Origin of the sequence: Cognatilysobacter terrigena (genome assembly GCF_004361065.1) — a bacterium.
GTDB lineage: Bacteria > Pseudomonadota > Gammaproteobacteria > Xanthomonadales > Xanthomonadaceae > Cognatilysobacter > Cognatilysobacter terrigena.
On sequence record NZ_SELT01000027.1, the window covers coordinates 1 to 20964 of the forward strand.

The 20964-nt window shown below is 69.4% G+C and carries 19 protein-coding genes; 9 read left to right on the forward strand and 10 right to left on the reverse strand.

Going from position 1 to position 20964, the window contains the following annotated elements; all coding sequences use genetic code 11:
* Positions 1-85: 85 nt before the first annotated feature.
* From EVS83_RS13230 to EVS83_RS13240, 3 genes are read right to left on the reverse strand one after another with little or no spacing between them, the layout of a single operon-like run.
* Positions 86-910 carry a hypothetical protein gene (locus EVS83_RS13230; RefSeq protein ID WP_133501515.1) on the reverse strand — a complete coding sequence of 275 codons (825 nt, stop codon included), beginning with the start codon at positions 908-910 and terminating at the stop codon, positions 86-88.
* Positions 910-1809: an acyl-CoA thioesterase gene (locus EVS83_RS13235; protein WP_133501516.1), complete on the reverse strand. Its 900-nt coding sequence runs from the start codon at positions 1807-1809 to the stop codon at positions 910-912. The genes EVS83_RS13230 and EVS83_RS13235 overlap by 1 nt, the downstream gene beginning before the upstream one ends.
* A gap of 60 nt (positions 1810-1869) precedes the next feature.
* Positions 1870-2454 carry an N-acetylmuramoyl-L-alanine amidase gene (locus EVS83_RS13240; RefSeq protein WP_133501517.1) on the reverse strand — a complete coding sequence of 195 codons (585 nt, stop codon included), beginning with the start codon at positions 2452-2454 and terminating at the stop codon, positions 1870-1872.
* Positions 2455-2540: 86 nt separating this feature from the next.
* Here EVS83_RS13240 and EVS83_RS13245 point away from each other — a divergent pair, with 86 nt between their 5' ends.
* The 4 genes from EVS83_RS13245 (at position 2541) to EVS83_RS13260 (ending at position 6790) form a co-directional block, all read left to right on the forward strand.
* The gene (locus EVS83_RS13245; RefSeq protein ID WP_246022959.1) at positions 2541-3038 is read left to right on the forward strand and encodes an MOSC domain-containing protein; all 498 of its coding nucleotides are present in this window, start codon (positions 2541-2543) and stop codon (positions 3036-3038) included.
* A 55-nt stretch (positions 3039-3093) separates the two neighbouring features.
* Positions 3094-3618 carry an alpha/beta family hydrolase gene (locus EVS83_RS13250; RefSeq protein WP_133501518.1) on the forward strand — a complete coding sequence of 175 codons (525 nt, stop codon included), beginning with the start codon at positions 3094-3096 and terminating at the stop codon, positions 3616-3618.
* Positions 3619-3621: 3 nt separating this feature from the next.
* Positions 3622-5859 carry a bifunctional 23S rRNA (guanine(2069)-N(7))-methyltransferase RlmK/23S rRNA (guanine(2445)-N(2))-methyltransferase RlmL gene (gene rlmKL / locus EVS83_RS13255; protein ID WP_133501519.1) on the forward strand — a complete coding sequence of 746 codons (2238 nt, stop codon included), beginning with the start codon at positions 3622-3624 and terminating at the stop codon, positions 5857-5859.
* A 103-nt stretch (positions 5860-5962) separates the two neighbouring features.
* Positions 5963-6790 (forward strand): pirin family protein, encoded by an 828-nt coding sequence (locus EVS83_RS13260; protein WP_133501520.1) that lies wholly within the window; start codon positions 5963-5965, stop codon positions 6788-6790.
* Between the two features lie 37 nt (positions 6791-6827).
* On the opposite strand, the gene EVS83_RS13265 is transcribed toward EVS83_RS13260, so the two are convergent.
* The 5 genes from EVS83_RS13265 to EVS83_RS13285 form a co-directional block, all read right to left on the reverse strand.
* A complete protein-coding gene (locus EVS83_RS13265; RefSeq protein WP_133501521.1) occupies positions 6828-7286 on the reverse strand; it encodes a hypothetical protein in 459 nt (152 codons plus the stop codon).
* A gap of 180 nt (positions 7287-7466) precedes the next feature.
* The gene (locus EVS83_RS13270) at positions 7467-7850 is read right to left on the reverse strand and encodes a hypothetical protein (protein ID WP_133501522.1); all 384 of its coding nucleotides are present in this window, start codon (positions 7848-7850) and stop codon (positions 7467-7469) included.
* A gap of 58 nt (positions 7851-7908) precedes the next feature.
* Complete coding sequence (locus EVS83_RS13275) at positions 7909-8427, reverse strand: phosphoglycerate mutase family protein (RefSeq protein ID WP_208108749.1); 519 nt, start codon at positions 8425-8427, stop codon at positions 7909-7911.
* Positions 8428-8502: 75 nt separating this feature from the next.
* Positions 8503-12018 (reverse strand): transcription-repair coupling factor, encoded by a 3516-nt coding sequence (mfd, locus tag EVS83_RS13280; RefSeq protein ID WP_133501524.1) that lies wholly within the window; start codon positions 12016-12018, stop codon positions 8503-8505.
* A 45-nt stretch (positions 12019-12063) separates the two neighbouring features.
* The gene (locus EVS83_RS13285) at positions 12064-12603 is read right to left on the reverse strand and encodes a GNAT family N-acetyltransferase (protein WP_133501525.1); all 540 of its coding nucleotides are present in this window, start codon (positions 12601-12603) and stop codon (positions 12064-12066) included.
* Between the two features lie 97 nt (positions 12604-12700).
* On the opposite strand from EVS83_RS13285, the gene chrA reads away from it, so the two are divergent.
* Positions 12701-13954: a chromate efflux transporter gene (gene chrA, locus EVS83_RS13290; protein ID WP_133501526.1), complete on the forward strand. Its 1254-nt coding sequence runs from the start codon at positions 12701-12703 to the stop codon at positions 13952-13954.
* A gap of 53 nt (positions 13955-14007) precedes the next feature.
* Positions 14008-14940, forward strand: coding sequence for a cation diffusion facilitator family transporter (locus EVS83_RS13295; RefSeq protein ID WP_133501527.1), 933 nt, complete (start codon positions 14008-14010; stop codon positions 14938-14940).
* On the opposite strand, the gene EVS83_RS13300 is transcribed toward EVS83_RS13295, so the two are convergent.
* Positions 14941-15807 carry a 23S rRNA (adenine(2030)-N(6))-methyltransferase RlmJ gene (locus tag EVS83_RS13300; protein ID WP_133501528.1) on the reverse strand — a complete coding sequence of 289 codons (867 nt, stop codon included), beginning with the start codon at positions 15805-15807 and terminating at the stop codon, positions 14941-14943.
* A 48-nt stretch (positions 15808-15855) separates the two neighbouring features.
* Between EVS83_RS13300 and creB the strand changes: the two genes are divergently transcribed.
* The 3 genes from creB (at position 15856) to creD (ending at position 19385) form a co-directional block, all read left to right on the forward strand.
* Complete coding sequence (gene creB / locus EVS83_RS13305) at positions 15856-16518, forward strand: two-component system response regulator CreB (protein WP_133501529.1); 663 nt, start codon at positions 15856-15858, stop codon at positions 16516-16518.
* A gap of 1 nt (position 16519) precedes the next feature.
* A complete protein-coding gene (gene creC / locus EVS83_RS13310) occupies positions 16520-17947 on the forward strand; it encodes a two-component system sensor histidine kinase CreC (protein WP_133501530.1) in 1428 nt (475 codons plus the stop codon).
* Between the two features lie 82 nt (positions 17948-18029).
* Positions 18030-19385: a cell envelope integrity protein CreD gene (gene creD / locus EVS83_RS13315; RefSeq protein ID WP_133501531.1), complete on the forward strand. Its 1356-nt coding sequence runs from the start codon at positions 18030-18032 to the stop codon at positions 19383-19385.
* A gap of 45 nt (positions 19386-19430) precedes the next feature.
* On the opposite strand, the gene ppx is transcribed toward creD, so the two are convergent.
* A complete protein-coding gene (ppx, locus tag EVS83_RS13320) occupies positions 19431-20960 on the reverse strand; it encodes an exopolyphosphatase (RefSeq protein ID WP_133501532.1) in 1530 nt (509 codons plus the stop codon).
* Between the last annotated feature and the right edge of the window lie 4 nt (positions 20961-20964).

Below are 20964 nucleotides of genomic sequence, written 5' to 3' on the forward strand. Positions count from 1 at the left end.
ATTTCCCCAACCTTGCACGACCTTGGCCCGCGTTCTCCGACGCGGGCCAATTTTTTGGTGCGCGACGAAGCGCGACCGACGCGTGTTACGGCGCGACGACCTTGAGCGTCTTCGTCACCTGCCACACGCCGTTGACGCGCCTGACCTCGAGCGTCTTGTACTTCGCCCACATGCGGTGGTGATAGGCGCTGTACTCGATCGTGCCGGCGTCGGGCGCGGTGGGGCGGAAATGATCGACGTCGACCATCGTCGCCTTCTTCTTCGACGGCGGATGCACCGAGCCGGTGTCTTCGTCGGCGATGCGCTCGCAGTGCGACGCGGGCACCAGCGTCAGGCCGGGACGCGGACGCAGCGCATCGCGCACTTCGCGCGGCGCGTCGGCGCGATCGACGGCGAGGCAGGCGACCGGTGTGTCGATGTCCGGCAATTCCTTTTGCAGAACCGCCTGCGCGATCGGCGTCAGTGTCGCCGCCACGCGGCCGTCGAACGGACCCGGCGCGAGTTGGGGCGGCGCCGGCGTGCGGCCCGCGCGGAGGAACGCCATCACCACCACGATCACCATGCCGAACAGCAGCGCGACCTTGATCTTCGTCGCGCGTCGCTGCGCCGGCGTGCGCGTGGTTTCGTCGCCGAACTGCGAGCGGAAGCTGAGCTTGGCGTCGGACGGACGCGTCGAATCGAGCAGGCCGGCATCGCGCAGGATCTCGCGTGCGCGTCCGCTGTCTTCCGACTTCACGACCCAGACCGCCGGACGCTGCGCTTCGCCCTTGTCGCGATAGCTCACCGTCGTGCGGCGGCCGCCCTTGTACGAGCGACCGTCGGTGATGCGTACTTCGATGTCGGCATCGCGCAGCAGTTGCGCGACACGCTCGACGTTCTCGAGTCGCGCGCTGGAAAAGACCTGGCGCATCAGCCCACCTGCGGCTTGCGGCCGGCGTCTTCGCCGAGCACGCGGATCATGCCTTCCTGTGCGGTGCTGGCGACGAGCCGGCCGTGGCGGTCGTAGATCATGCCGCGCGCGAGTCCACGCGCATGCTGCGCGCTCGGGCTGTCGATGGAGTACAGCAGCCAGTCGTCGACGCGGAACGGACGGTGGAACCACAGCGCGTGGTCGAGCGACGCCATCTGCACGTTCGGCTGGTAGTAGCTGATGCCGTGCGGAAACGTCGCGGTGCCGAGCAGGTGGAAGTCGGACGCGTACGTCAGCAGCGCCCGGTGCAGTTCGGGCTCGTCGCCGACCTTGCCGCTCAGGCGGAACCACACCTGCTGGTAGGGCGGGCGCTTCGGCGGCTTGAGCTCGTCGCGCGGATACACGTGGCGGAACTCGAACGGCCCTTGGCGCGACAGCCAGCGCTGGACCTTCGTCGGCAGCTTTGCGAGCACTTCCGGCGGCACCGTGTGGTCGTGTTCGACGTCCTCGGGCTGCGGCACTTCCGGCATCGACAGCTGATGCTCGCTGCCCGATTCCTCGTGCTGGAACGACGCGGCGAGAAACAGGATCGGCTGGCCGTGCTGGATCGCGGTGACGCGACGCACCGAGAAGCTGCCGCCGTCGCGCGTGCGGTCGACCATGTAGAGGATCGGCGCTTCGATGTCGCCGGCGCGCAGGAAATAGGCGTGCAGCGAGTGCGCGGCGCGCGGGTCCTTCGCCGAGTCCATCGTGTTCTGCGCGGCCGACAGCGCCTGGCCGAGCACCTGGCCGCCGAAGACGTACTTGGTGCCGATGTCGCGGCTCTGGCCGCGGAACACGTTGTCTTCGAGACGTTCGACCGCGAGCAGGTCGACCAGCTCGGAAACCGGGGAGGTCATGCGCGGGGATTTCCTGCGGAAAGGCCGCGAATTATACCGGCCGGTATGGGGTGGCCCGGGTCAGGGCGCGGGCGTGTTCAGGCGCTGCAGCGGCACGTTCGCCAGCACGTGGTCCCACGGGAACAGCGGGCCGGGGTCGCGCTTGCGATGGACCTGCTTGGTCGGATCGTCGCTGGCCTCGACCATCGTGGTGTCGAGGTCTTCGTGGCCCGCGATGAAGCGCAGGGTGGGGTGGTCGGCAGCGAGCCGCTTCAACAGCGCGACGAGCGTGTCGATCTGCGCCGGGGTATAGGGCTCGGTCATCGCCTGGTGATCGGCGTCGAGCCAGCGCGGATAGCGGCCGGAATTGACGATCTCGATGCCGATCGACCGCGGGTTGTAGCCGCGCGTGTGGTGCGCAATGCGGTCGATCGCGACGTACTGGTGCAGCGAGCCGTCGCGGTCGATGTAGTAGTGGCCGCTGTTGCCGGTGCCGCTGTCGGGATACAGCACCTTCTCGCCGAACGTGCGCGATTCCGCGAGCGTCGGCACTTCAGTGCAGTGGATGACGACGAGGTCGACCTGCGACAGCGGCCGCGACGCGAGGCGCGACTCGTACGGAAGCGGTTCGACGTGGACGGGCAGGGACGGCAGGTCGGGCAGCATGCGGCCGATGCTAACCGGTCGCGGCCGCCGCGACGGCGCGCCTCGACACTGCGGCCTCGCTCACGACCGCCGGCTACGATCGCCGAATGAACCGCTTTTCCGACCGCTCGCTGCTCGGCGCGCTGATGAGCCGTTTCCCCCGCGACGGGCGCGTCGACTGGCTCGGCGTGCGGCCCGCGCGCGACGCGCCGGTCGTGCCGCGCGATGCGGTCGAGGCGATCGCGGAGAAAGGCCTCGTCGGCGACCGCTATGCGGGCGGCAGCGGCAAGCGCGGCGTCACGCTGTTGCAGGCCGAGCACATCCCGGTGATCGCGCAACTCGCAGGGCTCGACGCCATCGATCCATCGGTGTTCCGGCGCAACGTCGTCGTCAGCGGCATTCCGCTGATTGCGCTCAAGGGCCGGCGCTTCCGCATCGGCGACGTGCTGCTCGAAGGCACCGGCCCCTGCGATCCGTGTTCGAAGATGGAAGTGGCACTGGGCGAGGGCGGCTACAACGCGATGCGCGGCCACGGCGGGCTGTGCGCGCGCATCGTCGAGGGCGGGACGATCCGCCTCGGCGATGCCGTCATGGCGGTCGACTGACGCGCCGGCCGCGCGGACCGGCGACAATGACGGTCTTTCCCGCCTTCCGGACGTCATGCGCGGCCACTGCATTCTTTCCCACGGCTTCGAGAGCGGCCCGGACGCCACCAAGGTGACGGCGCTGGCCGACGTCGCCGGACGCCTGGGCTTCACGCACGAGCGGCCCGACTACACCGACCTCGACGCGATGCGCGAGGTCAGCCCGTTGGGCGATGTCGCCGCCCGCGTCGAGCGCTTGCGCGGCCTCGTGCGCGACGCATCGGCACGCGGCCCCGTCGTGCTCGCCGGCTCCAGCCTCGGCGCCTGGATCAGCGGGCGCGTGTCGCTGGAGCACGACGTCGCCGGCCTGTTCCTGATGGCGCCGCCGGTGCGCCTCGATGCGAAGCATCCGCTCGACGCCGCGCACGTGCCGACGTCGATCATCCACGGCTGGGACGACGAACTGATTCCCGCCGACGATGTGGTCGCCTGGTCGCACAAGCGACGCGCCACGCTGCTGCTGGTCGACGACTCGCACCGGCTTTCCCACCATGTCGAGGCGAGTGCCCACGCGTTCGCCACGCTGCTTCAAAGGCTCTGACCGATGCGTTTCTTCGCCAGCTGCGGCAAGGGCCTCGAATACCTGCTCGTCGACGAGCTGATCGCGCTCGGCTGCAAGCACGCGACTGCGACCACAGCCGGTGCGAACGTCGAAGGCACGCTCGCCGATGCGCAGCGTGCGGTGATGTGGTCGCGCCTCGCCAGCCGCATCCTGTGGCCGATCGCGGAGTTCGACTGCCCGGACGAGCAAGCGCTCTACGCGGGTGCGTCGAAGGTCGACTGGACGCAGCACGTCGCGCCGCGTTCGACGATCGCCGTCGATGCGCACGTTGGCGGCAGCGGCATCAACCACGCGCAGTACGCCGCGCAACGCGTGAAGGACGCGGTCGTCGACACGCTGCGCGCGCAGACGGGCTCGCGTCCCGATGTCGATCTCGACGTCCCTGACGTGCGCATCAACCTCGTCGTGCGCAAGAACCGCGCGATCCTGTCGATCGACCTGTCCGGCGCGCCGATGCATCGCCGCGGCTGGCGTCGCAAGCAGGTCGATGCGCCGCTGAAGGAAAACCTCGCGGCCGCCGTGCTGATGCGCGGCCGCTGGATGGACGCGTATCGCGACGGTGGTGCACTGCTCGACCCCATGTGCGGCAGCGGCACGCTGTTGATCGAGGGCGCGCTCATGGCCGCGGACGTCGCGCCGGGCTTGCTGCGCCACGGCGACGATGCGCCGACGCGCTGGCCGGGCTTCGACACGACCACGTGGGCCGACATCCGCGTCGACGCGATCCGTCGTGAAGCGGAAGGTCGCGCGGCGCTGCGCCCTGCGTTCTTCGGTCGCGATCTCGACCCCGCCGCGGTACGTGCGGCGAGCGACAACGCGATCACCGCCGGCCTCGTCGACGTCATCGCATTCGAGGTCGGCGATGTGCGCACGCTGTCCGCACCGCCGTGGCGCGCGGCGGGTTCGGCGTATCGGGGCAGCAGTGATGCGCCGATCGCGACCGCGGATAGCGCGACGGCTTCGCCCGATAGCAATGCAGCGACACCCGCAGGCCTCGTTGCCTGCAATCCACCGTATGACGCACGTCTCGCGGCAGATCCGGCCCTGTACCGCGCGCTCGGCGATGCGTTGCGCCGCACCGTGCCGACCTGGCGCGCGAGCCTGCTGTGCGGCGACGAATCGCTTGCACGGGCCACCGGCCTGCGCGCGAAGAAGACCTATCGCCTGTTCAACGGCGCGATCGAAACGGTGCTGCTCACCGTCGATCCGATCGGCCCGGTGCGCGAGACCGCGAACACGGACGCACCGAGCGTGTTGTCGCCCGGTGCGGAGATGGTCGCGAATCGCCTGCGCAAGAATCTCAAGCGCCTGAAGGCGTGGCGCGAGCGCGAGGGCGTCACCTGTTTCCGCGCCTACGACGCCGACCTGCCCGAGTACTCGGCCGCGATCGATGTCTACACCACCGACGAACGCGAGCCGCGCATGTTCCTGCATGTGCAGGAATACGCGGCGCCCGCGGACCTTCCGGAAGCCGACACGCGCCGCCGTCGCAACGAATTGCTCGCCGCCGCGCGCGAGGTGTTCGCCGTGCCGCGCGAGAACGTCGCGCTGAAGACCCGCGAACGTGGCAAGGGTGGCAGCAAGTACGGCCACTTCGATCGTCGCGGCGAGTTCATCGTCGTGCGCGAAGGCCGCGCGCATCTGCGCGTGAACCTGTTCGATTACCTCGACACTGGCCTGTTCCTCGACCATCGGCCGATGCGCCTGCGCCTGTTCGAGGAAGCGAACGACACGCGCTTCCTCAACCTCTTCGCCTATACCGGCGCGGCGACGGTGCACGCGGCGCTCGGCGGTGCGCGTTCGACGACGACGGTCGATCTCTCCGCAACGTACCTACAGTGGTGCGCGGACAACCTGCAGGAAAGCGGCGTGGGCGGCGCGCGCCATCGCCTCGTGCAGGCCGATGCGATCGCGTGGCTCGAGAGCGACACCGGCCAGTACGACCTCGTGTTCTGCGATCCGCCGACGTTCTCGAACTCCAAGCGCGCTGGCGACTTCGACGTGCAGGCCTCGCACGTGCGCCTGCTGCGCGCGGCGGTCGCGCGTCTGGCGCCGGGTGGCGTGCTGTATTTCTCGAACAACTACCGCCGCTTCAAGCTCGACGAAGCCGCGGTCGGCGCGTTCGCGCACGTCGAGGACATCAGCGCGTCGACCCTCCCGCCCGATTTCGAGCGCGATGCGAAGATCCACCGCTGCTGGCGGATCACCGCGCGCGGCTGAGCCGGCCGGCGTCACGGATGGAACGAAACGTGCGCCTCGTGCGCACTACGCTTTAGTGGATGCGCCGCCATTCTTGGCGCATCGCACTTCGCTGGAGCCGTCCATGTCCCGTCCCGCCCGCATTTCCCGCGTTACCACCGGCATGCCGGCGTCCGACGGCGCTGGCGTCAAGCTCACGCGCGTCATCGGCACGCCGCAGCTCGACCTGCTCGATCCGTTCCTGATGCTCGACGAGTTCGGCACCGACCGGCCGCAGGATTACCTCGCCGGTTTCCCCGACCATCCGCATCGCGGCTTCGAAACCGTCACCTACATGCTCGACGGCCGCATGCGCCATCGCGACAACCACGGCAACGAAGGCGTGCTGGTGCCCGGCAGCGTGCAGTGGATGACGGCCGGTCGCGGCCTCGTGCACTCTGAAATGCCGGAGCAACAGGAAGGCCGCATGCGCGGCTTCCAGCTGTGGGTGAACCTGCCGGCGCGCGACAAGATGAGCGAGCCGAAGTACCAGGAATTTGCGCCCGAGCGCATTCCGGTCGCGCAGCCCGTGCCGGGCGTGTCGGTGAAGGTGATCGCGGGTGAGGTCGACGGCGCTGTCGGGCCGATCGTGCAGCCGGCGACGTCACCGGTATATCTGGATATCGCGCTGGATGACGGCGCGTCGTGGTCGTACACGCTGCCGGACGGGCACGCGGGCTTCGTCTATGCGTACGAAGGGGATGTCGACGTCGGCGACCAGCACCTGCGCACGAAGCAGCTCGGCGTGCTCGACGGTGAAGTCGTGTCGTTCGCGGCGAAGGGCGCCGCGCGCGTGCTGCTGGTGGCGGGACGTCCGCTGCGCGAACCGGTCGCGCGCTACGGCCCGTTCGTGATGAACACGCGCGCGGAGCTCGAGCAGGCCTTCGCGGATTACCAGGCCGGCCGCTTCTGAGAAAGCGACCGGGCGCGATGCCCGGCCGTTCGCAGCACTACTTGCTCGTCAGCTGTGCGCCGCCGCCGGCCTGGAAGCGTATCGCGCTGGCCTGCGTGATCGCGCCCGCGAGGTCGTCCTTCGACCTCGCCTGGATCCACAGGTACGCGACGCGGCCGTCCGACAGCGGAATCGCCGTCTCGCGCGCCTGCACGTCCGGCTGGCCCGCGAGTTCGCTGCGATACCAGTAGGTGTCGCGGCCGTCGATCTTCACTTCTTCGGCGCGATCACCGCGGTTCGGTTTGAACGGCGTCTGCGCGGCGATGTAGAGGCCGAAGGCCTCGCTGCCGTCCGCGCGCATGGCGCGGCAGAACTGCGAGCCGCCTGCGGTTTTCGTTTCCCAGGTGAGTCCGCTGTCGGCGGGAAGCGTCGGGCAGGTCGTGGTGGCCTGAGCGTGCGCGTAGCTCCCCATCGCGAGCAGCGCGAAGCCGATCGATGCGCGAATGGTCTTGACCATGTTGTTCCCCAGCGTGCCGCGGCGAAGGCCGCGACCACAGCCCGAACATAGCCCTAACACAAGCGCTTGACAAATGATCCGTGTTCAGGCTGGAGCGTGTCCCGCCTGTCATGCCGCACTGCGTCAAAAATCGACGCGCCGGGTCATGCCCGCCGGCGCGTCGCGGGCCCTACGGCCGCTTCAGCGGCGGTCGACGCGGATCGTGGCGTTCGGCGGCGAGGCGAAGTCGAGCTTCACCAGGACCAGCGACCAGGTCGACCCGAGCTCGGCCGAGGGCGCCTTCAGGGAATCGAGCACCACGTCGTGGGCCATGCCGCCCATCGAATGGCGGAACGCCACGATCGCCGTGCCGGCCTGGATGCACTGGACGTCGGGGCGGCACCGGGAGTCGCTGGTGACGCCGACGTAGGTGAGCGTCGTGGCATCCGGCAGCGTCACGGTTTCGCCCGCGGCAAGCGTGACCGGCGTGCCGGCGGCGAGCGTGCGGCCGCCTGAGCCGGCGCCTGCGGAGGCGCAACCGGCGAGCAGGAGCAGCGGAAGGAAAGCGGTCGCGAAACGGGGCATGGCCGACTCCAGGGAAGTGGAAGGCGTCGAGCCTAGCCGGCGGTATGTCGTCGCGCGTTCACGGCTCGCGGCGGTCGTCGACCGTCGCGCGTCCGTCGGCCAGCACGCGGACGGTGATGCGGCGACCGTATTCGCTGTCGGCGGTCGGGCCGATTTCGCAGCCACACAGCGCCGCCGCGAGCGGTGGAATCGTGTTGCTGTGGCCGACGACGAGCACCGTGCCGCCGCGATGCGCCGTGCGCAGCTGCGACGCGAACTCGGCCGCGGGTTTCGCGGCGTCGTAGGTGATGACCGTAAGGCGGTGCGCCGTCGCAACGGGCGCGGCCGTCTGCTGCGTGCGCTTGAAGTTGCTCGCATACACCGCGGCGAGCGGCGTATCGCGAAGCTTTTTCACCAGTCGCTCGGCACGCTTGAGCCCCGCGGGCGACAGCGGCGGATCGCGCGTGTCGTCCGCCTTCTCGGCATGGCGCACGAGCACGAAGGTCGCGCTCGGCGATTCGTCGTCGCGCGTCGTCGCGCACGCGCCGAGCACGAGGAGCATGGACAGCGCGACGAGGCGCAGGAGCGGGCGATGCACGGCGACGGTTTCCCCAAACCGGAACCGTCGCATCAGAGCCTGTCCGGGGTCGTCGTGCATGTGCAGCTGGTCATGTCAGCGCGCGGCCAGTGTGATCAGCAGCCCGCGTGCGGCCGCGACGCGTTGGGTGGCGTCGGGCAGGTCCAGCGACAGCTTGAGCTTGTCGGGCCCGTCCATCTTGTAGAGCTTGGGCTGGCCCTGGATGAGCCTGATGATCGCCATCGGGTCGACGTTCGGCTTTTCGACGAACTGCACGCGGCCCGTCTTCTCGCCGAGCTCGAGCTTGCGGATGCCGAGGCGCGTCGCGTCGAGCTTGAGTTCGGCGACGGCGAACAGGTTCTTGGCTGCGTCTGGCAGCAAGCCGAAGCGGTCGATCATCTCGACCTGCAGTTCGCGCAGCTCGTCGGGGTTCTTCGCGCCGCTGATGCGCTTGTAGAGCGTCAGGCGCGTGTGCACGTCGGGCAGATAGTCGTCCGGAATCAGCGCGGGCACGTGCAGTTCGACGTCCGCACCCCGCGCCTCGACCATGTCGACGTCGGGCAGCTTGCCCTGGCGGATCGAACGCACCGCGCGTTCGAGCAGTTCGGTGTAGAGGCTGAAGCCAACCTCCGCCATCTGGCCGCTCTGTTCCTCGCCGAGCAGTTCGCCGGCGCCGCGGATCTCGAGGTCGTGCGTCGCGAGGGTGAAGCCCGCGCCGAGCTCGTCCATCGCACTGATCGCGTCGAGGCGCTTGCGCGCATCCTCGGTGATCGCCTTGCGGTCGGGAATGACGAGATAGGCGTACGCACGATGATGCGACCGGCCGACGCGACCGCGCAGCTGGTGCAGCTGCGCGAGGCCGAACTTGTCCGCGCGGTTGATGATGATCGTGTTCGCGTTCGGGATGTCGATGCCCGATTCGATGATCGTCGTCGACAGCAGCACGTTGAAGCGCTGCTTGTGGAAGTCGAGCATCACGCGTTCCAGCTCGCGTTCCGGCATCTGCCCGTGCGCGACGCCGATGCGCGCGTCGGGCACCAGCTCCTGCAGCTGGCGCTGCATGCGCTGGATGCTTTCGACGTCGTTGTGCAGGAAGTACACCTGGCCGCCGCGCGAGAGTTCGCGCTGGAAGGCCTCGCGCAGCTGCGCGTCGTCCCAAGGCACGACGAACGTCTGCACGGCAAGGCGATGCGCGGGCGGCGTCGCGATGATCGAGAGATCGCGCAGACCCGCCATCGCCATGTTGAGTGTGCGCGGGATCGGCGTCGCGGTGAGCGTCAGCAGATGCACGTTCGCGCGCAGCGCTTTCAGCGCTTCCTTCTGCCGCACCCCGAAGCGCTGCTCTTCATCGACGATGACGAGGCCGAGATCCTTGAAGCGCACGTCCGGCTGCAGCAGGCGATGCGTGCCGACGATGACGTCGATCTTGCCTTCCGCAACTTTTTCCAGCTCCGCCGCGATCTCCTTCTTCGACTTGAAGCGCGACAGCACTTCGACGCGGATCGGCCAGTCGGCGAAGCGGTCGCGGAAGTTGCGGTAGTGCTGCTCGGCAAGCAGCGTCGTCGGCACGAGCAGCGCGACCTGCTTGCCACCGGCCGCCGCAGTGAACGCCGCGCGCACGGCCACTTCGGTCTTGCCGAAGCCGACGTCGCCGCAGACCACGCGGTCCATCGGCTGGCTCGATTGCAGGTCGACGATGACGGACGTGATCGCCGCGGCCTGGTCCGGCGTTTCCTCGAACGGAAATGCCGCGGCGAAGGGCTCGTACATGGCGCGGTCGACGTCGATCGCGAGGCCTGCGCGCGCTTGGCGCTTGGCCTGGATTTCGAGCAATTCGGCGGCGACGTCGCGGACCTTTTCCGCCGCCTTCTTCTTCGCCTTCTGCCACTGCTCGCCGCCGAGCGAATGCAGCGGCGCGGTCTCTTCCGACGCGCCCGAATAGCGGTTGATGAGATGCAGCTGCGCGACCGGCACGTACAGCCGGTCGCCCTTGGCGTATTCGATATCGAGGAATTCGCCGGGCGTGCCGCCGACGTCGAGCGTCACCAGCCCGCGATACCGGCCGACACCGTGATCCTCGTGGACGATCGGCGCGCCTTCGGTGAGTTCGCCGAGGTCGCGGATGATCGCTTCCGGCTCGCGGCCGACGCGCTTGCGACGGCGCGGCTGGCTCGCGCGCTCCGGGAACAGCTGGCGCTCGGTGAGGACGGTGAACGTCGGCGTCGAGATCGCGAAGCCGTCGTCGAGCGGGGCGACTGCGATGGCGAACAGTTTCGGCGCCGGTTCCGCGTCGGCAGGCGCTTCGCGCGTCGCCGGGCCGCGGTCGTGGAATGTCGACCAGTCGGGCAGCACGACCGGTTTCAGGCCGACGGCTTCGAGCAGTTCGAGCAATGCTTCGCGTCGACCCGCGGAATCCGCCGCGATCAGCACGTCGCCCGGATACGCGTTGAGGAATGACTTCAGCGAATCGCTCGCGGCGGGATCGCGCGGCGCGAGTGGGAGCGGCATCGCGGGCTGGTCGCCGAGCGGTTGCGCGCGATCGAGCTGCGCATGGTTCGCGCCGCAGACCTCGACGCGCGAGGTCTCGTTGAAGATGCCGCGTAGTGCGTCGGGTGCGAGATAGAGCTCCGCCGGCGGCAGCACCGGACGCTCGACATCGTGGCGTCGCTGCTCGTAACGCTCGCCGGTCTGCGTCCAGAACTGGTCGGCGGCTTCGAAGCTGCCGTCGGTGACGATGGGCAGCACGCCCGTCGCCATGTAGTCGAACAGCGTCGCCGTCTCGTCGAAGAACAGCGGCAGGTAGTACTCGACGCCGCTGGGCGCGTGGCCGGACTTCAGGTCCTGGTAGAGCGCGCTGCGACGCGTGTCGACATCGAAACGCTCGCGCAGTCGTTCGAGTGCGCCCTTGAGCGCGGCTTCGTCGAGCGGAAGTTCGCGGCCGGGCAGCAGATGGATGCGATCCATCTTTTCGAGCGAACGCTGCGACTCGGGATCGAACACGCGGATGGTGTCGATCTCGTCGTCGAGCATTTCGACGCGGAACGGCTGGTCCGAACCCATCGGGTAGACGTCGAGCAGGCCGCCGCGCACGGCGAAATCGCCCGGATCCAGCACCTGCGGCACGTTGCGGTAACCGGCGGCTTCGAGGCGGCGCTTTTCGTCGTCGAGATCGAGTCGCTGGCCGACGCGCACGTCGAAGCTGCCGCCGACCACGTGCTTCGGCGGCGCAAGACGCTGCATGAGCGTCTGCACCGGCAGCACGACCACGCCGCGCTTGAGCTGCGGCAGGCGGTGCAGCGTCGCAAGGCGCTGGCTGACGATGTCGGGGTGCGGGCTGAACGCGTCGTAGGGCAGCGTTTCCCAGTCGGGGAACGCGAGGACGGGCATGTCGCCTTCGACGCCGCTACGGGCGCCGAGCAGCGTGCGCAGGTCGCCTTCGAGCTGGTGCGCGGTCTGGTTGTCGCGGGTGATCGCGAGCAGCGGGCCGGGGTGCGAGGTCGCGGCGGCGGCGATGTGGAAGGCGAGCGCGGAGGTGGAGGCGGGCGCGCGCCACCAGGCGCGCTGCTGGCCGGCCTTCGGCAGCGGCGGGATCGGGAGGAGGGGGGCAGGCATCAGGCGCGCGATTCTACTGAACCGCGTCGCACGCCCTGAGCATGGTCATCGGCGCGGGAGTTCGAGCGCGACGCGCGCCAGCGACGGATCGCCCGCGCCGTCGATGCGCCGGAAGCCCAGCGAGTCGGCGAGGGTGAGCACGTCGGCGTCCTGCGGTAGGTCGCCGCGCAGCACGCCCAGCCCGCGGCTGCGCGCCCACTTGGCGATGCGCGTCAGCAGGTAACGGCGCATGCCCATGCCGGCGACGAACCGACTGACGAGCAGCGTGAAATCGCCCTCGTGCGCGGCCGCGTCGGTGCGCACGTAGGCGAGCGCGGCCACGAGCGCTTCGCCCGGGGCGTCGAGGTCGGTCGCGACCAGCGTGAACTCGGTGCGCGGATTTGGGCGAGCGAGGCGTTCGGCGTCGGTCGGCGTCATGTCGCGCCCGCCGGTCAGCGGCGCGCGCGTGGGTTCGGGTTCCAGCAGCGCGAAACCGGCACGGAGCGGCTCGGCGTCCTCGGGACGGATGGGGCGGATGAGCACCTCGCGGCCGTTCGGCAGGCGGTGGCGTTCGTGCCAGGGGGGAAGACGGTCGCGCGCAGCCATCGGCCGATCGTTCCAGAATGCGCGTGAGCCTTCCGTCGTCTGGAGTCCGCTTGGTCCGTGTCGATCGCTACCGCCGTTTGACCGCCCGACACGTTCCATGACGGACGCCGCCGTTCGACCCACCTTCGCCGCTGCACTGCGCTTCTGGCTGCTGCTGGGCTGCATCAGCTTCGGCGGTCCGGCGGGACAGATCGCGATCATGCACACCGAGCTCGTCGACCGCCGCCGCTGGGTCGACGAAGGCGCATTCACCCGCGCGCTCGACGTCTGCATGCTCCTGCCCGGTCCCGAAGCGATGCAGCTGGCGACGTGGATCGGCTGGCGGCTGCACGGGCTGCGCGGCGGGCTGCTCGCGGGCGCGCTGTTCGTCCTCCCGGCGTCGCTGCTGCTGGCGGGGCTGTCCTGGATGTATTTCGCGGGCCAGGCGATTCCGGCGGTGGGCGGCATCGTCTTCGGCCTGCAGGCGGCGGTGCTCGGGTTGTTGGCGGCAGCGCTCGAGCGGCTCGGGCGGCGCGTCTTGAAGACGGCGACGTCGCGCCTGCTGGCGGTCGGGTCGCTCCTCGCGGTCGCGGTGCTCCACGTTCCGTTCCCGTGGGTGATGCTGGCGGCCGCGGTGATCGGATGGTGGGTGGGGCGCAGGCGCAACCACGACGCCCTGCCGTCATCGCACAGCCCGACGCCCTCGATCGCCCGCACGCTCGGCGTCTTCGCCGCAATGGCGACGCTCTGGCTCGCGCCGCTCGCGGCAGTCGCCGTCTGGCTGGGCCGCGACAGCACGAGCTTCGCCGTCGGCGCCTTCCTGTCGCGCGCATCGTTGCTCACCTTCGGCGGCGCGTACGCCGTGCTGCCCTACGTCGCCGACCACGCGGTGCACGCGTACGGCTGGCTGTCGACCGATCGCATGATGGCCGGCCTCGCGCTGGCCGAAACCACGCCTGGCCCGTTGCTGCTGGTGCTGGAGTACGTCGGCTTCGCGGCGGGCTGGACGCATCCGGATCTTCCGTCGACGACCGGCTCCGCGCTGCTCGCCGCCGCAGTCGCGGTGTGGGCGAGCTTCCTGCCCAGCCTCGTGCTCGTGCTGACGCTGGCGCCGTGGGTCGACCGCGTGGGTCGCTGGCGCGCCGCCGCGGCCGCGCTATCGGGCATCACTGCCGCGGTGGTCGGCGTGATCGCGCAGCTCGCGTTGTGGTTTGGCGCCACGCTGCTGACGCGGGTGGACGTCGCGCACGCGGTGGTCGCCGTGGTGCTCGCGGCGGGCGTGTTCATCGGGACGCGGCGTGGCGTGGCGGTGTACGCCCTGGTTCCGGCCTGCGGCGTGGTCGGCATGCTGGTCGACATGGCGCTGCGCTGACGCCACGTCGGGCATTGGTAGACTCGCCGGCCTCATACGAAACGGGACGATCCATGGCCGGCGGCGGCGATTCCACCCGCGCGATCTTCTTCGCGCTCGGCGCGAACCTCGCGATTGCGGCGTCGAAAGGCGCGGCGGCATTCTTCACCGGGTCGAGCGCGATGCTCGCCGAAACCGTGCACTCGGTGGCCGACTGCGGCAACCAGGTGCTGCTGCTGATCGGCGTCCGCCAGTCGCAGAAGCCGCCATCGCCGAACTATCCGCTGGGTTACGGCAAGGCGATCTACTTCTGGTCGTTCCTGGTCGCGGTGATGCTGTTCACCATCGGCGGCATGTTTTCGCTGTACGAGGGCATCCACAAGCTCACCAGCGCCGAGCCGCTGAAGGACTGGTGGTGGGCCGCGGGCGTGCTGACCTTCGGCGTGATCGCGGAAGGCATCTCGATGCGCGCCTGCATGCAGGAAGTGAACAAGGCGCGCGGCGGACGTTCGCTGGCGCAGTGGTTCCGCGAGACCCGGCAGGGCGAATTGCTCGTGATCTTCGGCGAGGATCTCGCCGCGCTCGCGGGTTTGGTGCTGGCGCTGGTCGCGGTGATGCTGTCGGTGATCACCGGCAATCCGATCTGGGATGCGATCGGCACGATCGGCATCGGCGTGCTGCTCATCGTGGTCGCGGTGATGGTCGGCATCGGCATCAAGGCGATGCTGATCGGCCAGAGCATGGATCCGCTGCGCGAGCGCGAGCTCTGCGATTTCCTCAAGGCGCGGCCGGAGATCGAGCGCGTGCTCAATCTCATCACCGTGCAGCTCGGCAGCCATGCGGTGGTGTCGGTGCAGGCACAGATGCGCGAGACGGCGAATGCCGTGTCGATGGTGCACGCGATCAACACCGTCGAGCGCGAGATGAAGGCGTTGTTCCCGGAAGTGCGCTGGAGCTTCTTCGAGCCCGACCTGCCGGACACGTCCGGCGTCGCGGTCAACGACTGATCAGGCCGGCGCCTTCAGCCATTCCACGCGCCACGATGCGCCCGTGCCTTCGCCGAGCAGGTCGGCGAGCACGGGCAGCAGCTCGCGCATGCGCGCGTCGAACTGCCACGGCGCATTGAGCAGCATCAGGCCGCTGCCGTTCATGCGCAGCGGCGAGTCGTCGGGCCGCACGAGCAGTTCGACGAGAAGCACCGACTTCGCCGGCATCGTCGCCATCGAGCGATAGGTGCGCTGCAGCGCGCGGCGCTGCTTGATCGGGTACCAGAGCGCGTAGGTGCCCTGCGGCCAGCGCTCGAGCGCATCGCGCAGCGCGCGGAGCGCGGTGGTGAATTCTTCGAGTTGCGCTTCGAACGGCGGGTCGATCAGCACCAGCCCGCGGCCGAAGCGCTCGTTGCCGAGGCGCGGCGGCAGGAGCGCGTGCATCGCGCTGTAGCCATCGCGCGCATGCACGGCGACGCGCGCGTCCCCACCGATCGACGCCTTCAGCGCCTCCGCCTCCTCCGGCTGAAGCTCGCAGCAGGCGATGCGGTCCTGCACGCGCAGCGCATGCGCGAGCAGCCACGGCGAACCCGGATACGCCATCGGCCCGTGCACCTGCCGGCAGGCCGAGATCGCGTCGACGTACATACGCAGCGGCGCGGGCTCCGTGCCCGGCTGCAGGCGGTCGATGGCGTCGATGCCGCCCGCTGCCTCGCCGGTGCGCTTGGCCTGCGCGGCGTCGAGCCAGTACATGCCGCGGCCGGCGTGGGTGTCGAGCGCGAACAGGGGCGTCGGCTTGGCGACGAGGGCGTCGCAGAGCGCGAGCATCGCGGCGTGCTTGAGCACGTCGGCGTGGTTGCCGGCATGGAAGGCGTGGCGATAGTTCATGGGGATAGGGTACGCGGTGGCACACTGGCGGCCGCAACGGAGGGGCACATGGGGCGGATCCTGCTGGTCGAGGACGAGAGCGCGATCGCGCGGACGGTCGAGTTCGCGCTGCGCGAGGACGGGTTCGAGGTCGAGCACGCGCTCACCGGCGGCGACGCGCTGCGTCTCGCCGCGGCCGGCACGCACGACCTCGCGATCCTCGACGTCGGCCTGCCCGACATCGGCGGCTTCGCGCTCTGCCGCGAGCTGCGCCGCGGGCGCGACCTGCCGGTGATCTTCCTCACCGCGCGCGATGCCGAGGCGGACCGCGTGCTCGGCTTCGAGATCGGCGCGGACGACTACGTCGCGAAACCCTTCTCGCCGCGCGAACTCGTCGCCCGCGTGCGCGCCGTGCTTCGTCGCAGCCGCGGCGCCGCACCCACCGGCGCCTTCGTGCACGACGCCGACGGACATCGCATCAGCTGGCGCGGCCGCGTGCTGGACCTCACGCGCTACGAATACGGTCTGCTCGCCGCGCTGCTGCAGCGACCGGGCGCGATCCTCTCGCGCGCGCAGCTGATGGATCGCGTCTGGGGCACCGACAGCGACAGCACCGATCGAACGGTCGACACCCACATCAAGACGCTGCGCGCGAAGTTGCGCGACGTCGATCCGGACGCCGACCCGATCCGCACGCAGCGCGGTCTCGGCTACTCGCTGCACGTCGACTGACATGCGCATCGGCCTGCGCATCTTCCTTGGCTACTTCGCGATCGTCGCGCTCGCGGGGTTGCTGGTAACGAAGGTGTTCGTCGCGCAGGTGAAGCCCGGCGTGCGGCAGGCGATGGAAGACACGCTGGTCGACAGCGCGAACGTGCTGGCAGAACTCGCGGCCGACGATCTCGCTGCCGGCCATATCAACGACGGCCGTTTCGCGCAGCACGTGCGCGCACTCCACGGCCGCGACCCCGGCGCCGCGATCTGGGGTTTTTCGAAGCGCGCCGCGACCTACCGCATTTACGTCACCGACGCGCACGGCATCGTGGTGTTCGACAGCACCGGGCGCGATGTCGGCCGCGACTATTCGAAGTGGAACGACGTGCTGCGCACGCTGCGCGGCCAGTACGGCGCGCGATCGACTGCGGAGAATCCGAATGATCCGACGTCGACCGTGATGCACGTCGCCGCGCCGGTGCGCGACGCGAGCGGTCGCCTGATCGGCGTGCTGACCGTCGCCAAGCCGAACCGCGTGCTGCAGCCGTTCATCGAGCGGAGCCAGGGGATCATCACGCGCTGGGGCGCGGTGCTGCTCGGCGTCGCGTTGCTCACCGGGCTTGCGGCCGCGTGGTGGCTGTCGCGCCAGCTCGGCCTTCTGCGCCGCTACGCACAGGCGGTGACGGCAGGCGAGCGCGCCACGCTGCCGACCACGGCGGGCGAATTCGCGGAGCTCGGACGCGCGCTCGAAACCATGCGCACCAGGCTCGAAGGCAAGCAGTACGTCGAGCAGTACGTGCATTCGCTGACGCACGAAATGAAGAGCCCGCTCGCGGCGATCCGTGCGAGCGCCGAGCTTCTCGAGCGACCGCTGTCCGAGGCCGACCGCGCGGAATTCGCCTCCGGCATCCGCGCACAGAGCGACCGCATGGCGCAGATGATCGACAAGCTGCTCGCGCTTGCGGCGGTCGAACATCGGCAACGCCTCGAAGCGCCGCAACCGGTCGATATCGCGACGTTGATCGACGCCGTGCAAGCCGATTGCCGCGAACGACTGCGCGCGAAAGGCCAGACGATCGACGTCGCGCTGGCACCCGATCTTCCTGCGCCGGTCGGCGATGCCTTCCTGCTGCGCCAGGCGCTCGCGAACCTGGTCGAAAACGCGTCCGACTTCGCGCCGGAGGGCAGCGCGATCGAACTGACGGCGTCCCGCGAGGGCGATGGCATCGCCTTGCAGGTGCTCGATCGCGGGGCCGGCATTCCTGATTACGCGACCGGTCGCGTCTTCGAGCGCTTCTATTCGCTGCCGCGTCCCGGCGGCGCGAGCCGCAGCAGCGGACTCGGGCTGTCCTTCGTGGCCGAAGTTGCCGACCTGCATGGCGGCAGCGCCTCGCTGCGCAACCGCGACGGCGGCGGCGCCGACGCGCGCATCATCCTGCCGGCCTGACTTCATACCCGCTTCACCGTCCGGCCATCGCCGGACCACGCGAGCGCGCGAGGCTGCCTGCACCTTCAAACGGACAGGCGACATGCGCATCGGATTCAAACTGGTGCTGGTAGCGGTGATGACGGTGCTGATCCTCATCCCGCTGGCGATGGTGAACGGCCTCATCGGCGAACGGCAGCGCTATCGCGACGAGGCGGTGGCCGACATCGGGCGGATGTATGCGTCGCCGCAGACGGTGTCGGGGCCGGTACTGACCGTGCCGTACACGGAAACGGTCGACGCGCAGGAAATCGGAAGCGACGGCGCCGTGCGGACGGTGCGCAAGCGCCAGACGTTCGCCTGGACGTTCTTTCCGACGCGACTCGATGCCTCCGGTACCGTGGCGACCAGCACGCGGAGCCGCGGGCTCTATCACGTGCCGGTGTACGAGTGGGCCGGCGCCGTGAAAGCCGACTTCGACGTCGAGATTCCCGCCGACGTGCCCGGCGCGGATCGCATCATCGGCACGCCCGTTCTCGGCTACGGCGTCGCCGACGTTCGCGGCATGCACGGCACGCCGAAGCTGGTCATCGATGGCCGCGACGTCGCCCTGCTGGAAGGCGCCGGCGTGCGGGAAGACCCCGGTGTGCACGCGGTGCTCGCGGCGCCTGCGTCGGATGCGCATTTCGCGCTACGCACGCAGCTCGACCTCAAGCTTGCCGGCACGCAGTCGCTCGCGTTCGTGCCGCTCGGCAAGCAGAACCGCATCGACCTCAAGTCGACGTGGCCGCATCCGAGCTTCCAGGGCCTGTCGCCTTGGCAGAGCGAGATCTCGGATACCGGCTTCCATGCGCAATGGCAGGTCGCGTCCATCGCCACCGACGCGCAGCGCCAGTACCTGTCGCGCCAGCCGTCCTACGTCGCAACGCCGTCGGGCATGTCGACTGCGCGCGACGTCACGCTGCCGACGCTCGGCGTCCTGCTCGACGATCCGGTCGACGCCTACACGCTCGCCGATCGTGCAACCAAGTACGGCGTGCTGTTCGTCGCGATCACGTTCGTCGGCTTCTTCATGTTCGAAGTGATCCGCCAGCTGCCGATCCACCCCATCCAGTACGGCCTGGTCGGCCTCGCGCTTGTGATCTTCTTCCTGCTGCTGGTGAGCCTCAGCGAGCACATTCCGTTCCCGGCCGCCTACGCGACGGCGAGCGGTGCGTGCATCGGCCTGATCGGGTTCTACCTCAGCGCGGTCCTGCGCAGCGCGCTCCGAGGCACCGCATTCGCCGCGACGTTAGGCCTGCTCTATGCCGCGCTGTACGGGTTGCTGATCTCCGAGGACAACGCGCTGGTGCTGGGCTCGCTGCTGCTGTTCGCGATCCTCGCGGCGATCATGATCGCAACCCGACGTCTCGACTGGTACCGCGTCGGCGGCCAGCTCGCGTCCTCGCGAACCATTTGATTGATGCAACGGGCGCGGCGGCCTTCGGGTCGCCGCGTTTCGTCGTCAGACGGCGTCGATCACCAGTTCGATGCCGAGCGCACCGAAGTAGTCCTGCTCCGCGCGCACGTCAGCCTTCAGCAGCGGGCGTCCGTCGAACCAGCGCGCCGACAGCGTGAGTACGAGGCGATCGCGCTCGGCGCGCGCGCCGAGTTGCGGGATGGGTTCGTCGTCGTGGCCGCGATGCAGCACGACGGCGACGCGCAACAGCGCGGCGAGGCGTCGCGCCGACGCAAGAAGTCGATCAGGCAAAGCGTCGAAGTCGCTCTTGTGCAGCCGGCGGCGATGCGTGCGCACCAGCGACGCAAGGAACTGCTGTTGCTGCTGCGAGAAGCCGGAGATGTCCGAATTCTCGATCACGTACGCGCCATGGAGGTGGTACTTGCTGTGCGCGATGGTGAGGCCGAGTTCGTGCAGGCGCGCGGCGCGCGCGAGCATGAGGCCGTCGTCGTCGTCCAGCGACCAGTCGGCGCGCACCTGTTCGAACAGCCGCATCGCGGTGTCTTCGACGCGTTGCGCCTGCGCGCGATCGATGCCGTAGCGCTCCATCAGCGCGACGACCGACGCTTCGCGCGGATCGTCCGAACCGCCGCGGCCGATCATGTCGTAGAGGATGCCTTCGCGCATCGCGGCCTTGCTGACGGCGACGCGCGTGAGGCCGAGCGCTTCGAACGCGGCCTCCATCACGAGCAGGCCGCCCGCGATGATCGGCTGCCGGTCCGACGACAGGCCGGGCAGGTTGATGTCGTCGATGCGTTCGGCCTGCAGCAGGCGATCGCGCACCTGCGGCAGCGCTTCGGCCGTGATCGCGCCCTTGGTGAGCTTCATCGCCGCGCAGATCTCGCCGATCGCCTTCGCGGTGCCGGACGAGCCGAGCGCTTCGTCCCAGCCCAGCGACCGGTACGTGCCCGCGAACTGCTGCAGCTCGGCGCTGACGGCCGACACGCCGACGCGCCACGCCTTGCGCGACAGCTTGCCGTCGCCGAAGAAGCGGCGCGTCGTCGCGATCGAACCGACCTGCACGCTCTCGCGTTCGATCGCCTCGAACCCGCTGCCGATGATGAATTCCGTCGAGCCGCCGCCGATGTCGATGACGAGCCGCAGATGGCCCGCCTTCGGCGGCTGCTCGTGCGCGACGCCGAGATAGATCAATCGCGCTTCCTCGCGCCCGGCGACGACTTCGATCGGATGGCCGAGCGCGCTTTCCGCGGGTGCCAAGAAGGCCTGCGGCATTGCGAGGCGGCGCACCGTATTCGTTGCGATCGCGCGCACGCGCTGCGGCGGAATGTCGCGGACGCGCTGGCCGAACCGTGCCAGGCATTCGAGCGCACGTTCGCGCACCGGCGCGGAGAGACCGCCCGCAGCGTCGAGGCCTTCGGCGAGGCGCACGGTCTCCTTGATTCGATCGATGATGCGCAGCTGGCCGAGTACGTAGCTCGCGACCACCATGTGGAAGCTGTTCGAGCCGAGGTCGACGGCGGCGAGCAGGTCGCCGTCCTGCAGCGGAAGTCGCGCGGTGTGGAGCAGGCCGTTCATCGCG